A 2,777-nucleotide genomic window follows, 5' to 3' on the forward strand; every position below is an offset into this window, starting at 1 on the left:
TCAGCTTGTAGCGGACGTTCACCAATTCCCAGGTCACATCGCTTGCGATAGTGCTTCTAATTCGGAAATCGTTGTACCGATTGTGAAAGAAGGAGCTGTCATTGGTGTACTTGACATTGATAGTCCTGAAAAAAATCGTTTTGATGAAGTAGATCAGCGCTATTTAGAAAAGTTTGTGGAGACACTCCTAAAACATATGTAAAAAGAAAAGAGCGAGTTATCGACTTAGTACGTCCTGTACAAAACCGATAGCTCACTCTTTTTTTATTGATTAACAGTAGATATTTTCTTTAATGCCTGCTCTAAATCAGAAACGATATCCTCCCACGATTCTAAACCGACCGATAAGCGTATTAAATTATCGAAAATGCCCATTTCTTTTCTTAGTTCAGCCGGAATCGCAGCGTGCGTCATCGTTGCTGGATGCTGAATTAATGTTTCTGTATCGCCTAAACTTACCGCAATTGTAATAAAGTGAAGATCATTAATAAACGCTTGCGTCTCTTCTTTTCCGCCTTTTACTGAAAAAGAAATAACACCGCCCCCGCGTTTCATTTGACGAGATGCTAACTCCCCTTCTGGATACCAAACATCTTCTACCACATCATGTTTTCTTAAGAACGATACAATTTTTTCTGCATTATCACAATGACGATCCATTCTTACTGCTAACGTCTTTAACCCGCGTAATAATAACCACGCATCAAACGGCGCCATAATACCGCCGATATCTTTTCGCATCGGGCGAATCTTTTCAGCTAACGCTTTCGTTTTACAAATCGTTACACCCGCTACAACGTCACCATGGCCACCAATATATTTTGTCGCACTATGCACAACAGCGTCACAGCCAAGCTCAAGCGGTCTTTGTAAATAAGGCGAACAAAACGTATTATCAACAATGACAAGTAAGCCATTTTGCTTCGCAACCTGAATCACTTGTTTTAAATCGATTAATTTCATTGTTGGATTAATCGGTGTTTCAACGAAAATAAGCTTTGTATTCGAACGAATTTTATTTTCAATATTAGCCTCTGTCTCCATGTCACAAAACGAATGCGTAATCATAAATTTTTCTTCTAACACTTCTAAAAAACCGTACGTACACCCATATAATCCGTTTGAACAAATAATATGATCTCCAGCCTTTAAAAAACCAATTAAAGTTGCTGAAATAGCTGCCATACCAGATCCGAAGGCAAGTGCCTCTTCTCCTCCTTCTAACACCGCCATACGTTCTTCAAATAATTTCACAGTTGGATTTCCAAGCCGTGAGTAAATATAAGATGGATCCACTCCCGCAAAACTCGCCTCTCCTTGCTGCGCAGTCTCAAATGTAAATGTAGAAGTTTGAAATAAAGGTGGTGTTAAACTTCCTTTATGTTCCTCAGGTGTATAACCGTGATGAATTAACGCTGTCTCCATATGCTTCTTTTTCATAAAAACATCCCCTTTATGTTTTTATCCCGCATATTCACCAATAAAAACTGATGAACGTTTTTACTACATTTTATGTAAGCGTTTTATTTGTGTTTCTATCTCTTCTTTTATATTGTTTTAAATTCCTTCTTATATTAATTTCCAAAATTTATATGCATAAAACAAAAACGTACTCGCTTGACGAAACTCTGGGTAAAAGATATAATAGCGTTTGTGTAAAATAAAAAGGCAGCCTTGTAATGTGAGTTTATCGTTTGTATTTTGTTCCTCTACGGAGGTGTATCTCGTAACTCCCTGCTGCTGGAGCGAAGGTACATGAAAACAAAATGCCCGTAAATATCGATTACGTCTGTTTTTATTTTACGTAAATAAAAACATTTTTAAAGGAGGAGTCAACTATGGCTCGTTATACAGGTCCAGCTTGGAAACTGTCTCGTCGTCTTGGAATCTCTCTAAGCGGCACAGGAAAAGAATTAGAAAAACGCCCTTACGCACCAGGTCCTCACGGTCCTAACCAACGTAAGAAACTTTCAGAATACGGTTTACAATTACAAGAGAAACAAAAACTTCGTCACATGTACGGCATGACTGAGCGTCAATTCCGTCGCACATTTGACCAAGCAGGTAAAATGCCTGGTAAGCACGGCGAAAACTTCATGATCCTTCTTGAAGCTCGTCTTGACAACTTAGTTTACCGTATGGGCTTAGCTCGCACTCGTCGTGCAGCTCGCCAATTAGTAAACCACGGTCACATCATGGTTGATGGCGCTCGCGTAGATATCCCATCTTACCGTGTAAAACCTAACCAAACTATCAGCGTTCGCGAAAAATCTAACAGCCTTGTTGTTGTTAAAGAAGCGATCGAAGTTAACAACTTCGTACCAGAATACTTAACTTTCGATGCTGACAAATTAGAAGCTACTTACACTCGTCACGCTGAGCGTGCTGAGTTACCAGCTGAAATCAACGAAGCATTAATCGTAGAGTTCTACTCTCGTTAATGACAAAAAGCCAATCCTGTGGATTGGCTTTTTTCAATTCCCCCATTATTTTTATATCCTACATAACATAAAAATCCCAATACCCTATACTCCCATCTAAAACAAAAAGAATAACCTCCCTGTTTCCATAAAGAACTCTGTTATATTATGAATTTTCACGGAATAACAATAATATTAAAGATTTTTAAACTTTATAACGAGGAGACATTGATATGGAATTCAGAAATGACATAAACAAAATAGCTAACCAAATTTTAGAACGAACAGAGTACATAACTAATGAAGAAATGACCAAGCAATCATTAATTATTCCTTTTCTTCAAAAACTAGGTTATG

At 38.0% G+C, this 2,777-nt stretch carries 3 protein-coding genes and 1 pseudogene; 3 read left to right on the plus strand and 1 reads right to left on the minus strand.

Annotated features, from left to right (window positions below):
• On the plus strand, positions 1-202 hold a 202-nt coding region (locus MR167_RS31120; protein WP_242316211.1), incomplete at its 5' end, for a GAF domain-containing protein.
• 62 nt (positions 203-264) lie between these two features.
• Here the strand turns inward: MR167_RS31120 and megL are convergent.
• Entirely contained in the window at positions 265-1,440 is a 1,176-nt protein-coding gene (megL, locus tag MR167_RS31125; RefSeq protein ID WP_000726567.1) for a methionine gamma-lyase, read from the minus strand.
• A 398-nt stretch (positions 1,441-1,838) separates the two neighbouring features.
• Here megL and rpsD point away from each other — a divergent pair, with 398 nt between their 5' ends.
• A complete protein-coding gene (gene rpsD, locus MR167_RS31130; protein ID WP_000135320.1) occupies positions 1,839-2,441 on the plus strand; it encodes a 30S ribosomal protein S4 in 603 nt (200 codons plus the stop codon).
• A gap of 212 nt (positions 2,442-2,653) precedes the next feature.
• Positions 2,654-2,777, plus strand: a pseudogene (locus tag MR167_RS31135) (type I restriction endonuclease); the annotation flags it as partial.

The organism is Bacillus cereus group sp. BfR-BA-01355 (genome assembly GCF_022663675.1).
GTDB classification, from domain to species: domain Bacteria; phylum Bacillota; class Bacilli; order Bacillales; family Bacillaceae_G; genus Bacillus_A; species Bacillus_A thuringiensis_S.

Coding starts and splice junctions, on each gene's coding strand:
- megL (WP_000726567.1), bottom strand. CDS start 1,440: ATGAAAAAGAAGCATATGGAGACAGCGTTAATTCATCACGGTTATACA.
- rpsD (WP_000135320.1), top strand. CDS start 1,839: ATGGCTCGTTATACAGGTCCAGCTTGGAAACTGTCTCGTCGTCTTGGA.